Here is a 1650-nt window from a genome sequence, read left to right as displayed (position 1 = left end):
GGTTTATTATACTGCATCCAGGCGGCCTCAATCGTCGCAAGCAGCTTTTGCCGGTCCGCATTAATCCCGCGCCGCTGCAGCTCCTTGGCCGCATAGTCGACAGCCGCAGAAAGTTTGTCCTTACCCTTAATATATGCATCCTGTGATTCCGCGAAGGCAAAAGCCTCCCGAGCGATGTTTGCAATAATATCTTGTTGGGCCGTCGTGGTGTGGGCCTGGAGCCATTTAATAGCGCGGTCCTTAAGCGTATATATGGCAACAACTAGAATGCCTGTAAGGGCTGTTAAGCCAGCTAGAACAAGCTGCGTCAGATACTCGGTAATTTGTTGGGACATGGTTATGATCCTCCTTGGATTAAAGCCTCTCGGCCATATTTTTTAGCAATTTGGCTACATACTCACCCTTGGCGCTGCCACCATCCCGCGCATTGGTCGCCCAATAATCCGGTGAGTCGATCACACCGGCCGCGTGCAGCTTCGCCAGCACCCTTTCCAAGTCTGCAGCCGGTTCCGGCGCCGCGGGCAGGCCGAAAGCTTCTGCCAGTCCTTCCGCCGTCGCGCGTGCCAGCTCGTCCAGAAATTTGTCATTCTTAAGCAGGGCGGAATCTATGGCACTGTCCAAGAATCCGTATTCCAGAAGCACCGCGGGCATCTTGGTTTCCCGCACGACGGCGAAGTCGGCTTCTTTCTTACCCCGGTCCCGTAACCCGTACTTGGCAAAAACGGCTGCAACCTTTGCGTGGATTTTGGACCGAACTGTAGCAGTTTGCCCCTTGTCCGCGCCCAGATAGACAAACGATTCGAAGCCTGTTCCGCCGCCTTTGTTAATATGAACGGATAAGAAGTAGTCCGCCCCCAACTTGTTCGCAAAAGTTGCCCGGTCTGATAGACTTACAAACTTGTCCGTTGTCCGAGTGTATATAACTTCGGCCCGATCCCCCAAATACGCTCCGATCCGCTGTGCAAGCTTAAGAGTGAGCTGCTTTTCGACTAACCCATTTCCAAGCGCACCCGGATCGGTATCACCGTGACCGGGATCAATTACAAAAAGTATTCTTTTCATCTGAAAATCCTCCCTAGAAATAATAAAGGCCCTCCGCGCTGCAGATCGGAAAGCCTCACTCTGATTTGTTACCGCTCTTGCTCTTAAGCACGGCAATGATGTTACGTATCGCGTCCGGCATGGGCAGACCCATCCGGCCGTAATTCTCCGTCAAGCTTATGACTTCGTTCGCTGCGTAAAAATATGTGGCCGCGGTCAATATGCTGTTGCCGCTGCCGATCAGCATGTCGATTCGATGTGCCAACATCAAAACAAAAAGGATCAGCCCTTTACGGGCCAATCCCTTGAATCCGATCTGGCTGCTCAATCCCTTGCCCTCGCTCAACGATGCCGCAATGCCGGTCAGATAATCGGCCATCATCGCAAATAGTAAAAACGTTAAGGCCTCCGACCATCCTCCGTAAGCGTAGGAAATAAAGGCCCCAAACGCCGCGGCGAGCGCGTTAATAATGTTCTGATTCACATAGGTTCCTCACTATTCTTCCTATATTTAAGCTTAAGTGATACCGGGACGCTCTCATAGGTGCGGCGACGTCATTAGAGCTTTTGTCTCGTCGTATTCCTGCTGATTAATCCAGCCGTTTTGCA

Annotated in this window: 3 protein-coding genes; all 3 read right to left on the bottom strand. The window is 51.9% G+C overall.

Annotated elements, in window-relative coordinates:
- Positions 1–335 (bottom strand): phage holin, LLH family (locus ABH899_RS28520; protein ID WP_370002278.1); only part of this gene is annotated, 335 nt, incomplete at its 3' end.
- Between the two features lie 19 nt (positions 336–354).
- Entirely contained in the window at positions 355–1062 is a 708-nt protein-coding gene (locus tag ABH899_RS28515) for an N-acetylmuramoyl-L-alanine amidase family protein (RefSeq protein WP_370002276.1), read from the bottom strand.
- 55 nt (positions 1063–1117) lie between these two features.
- Positions 1118–1525, bottom strand: coding sequence for a phage holin family protein (locus ABH899_RS28510; RefSeq protein WP_370002273.1), 408 nt, complete (start codon positions 1523–1525; stop codon positions 1118–1120).
- Between the last annotated feature and the right edge of the window lie 125 nt (positions 1526–1650).

Source organism: Paenibacillus sp. RC84, from assembly GCF_041260495.1.
In the GTDB taxonomy this organism is placed as follows: domain Bacteria; phylum Bacillota; class Bacilli; order Paenibacillales; family NBRC-103111; genus Paenibacillus_F.
Note: the sequence above shows the minus strand (reverse complement) of the source record. Positions and strands in the feature narration are given on the sequence as shown.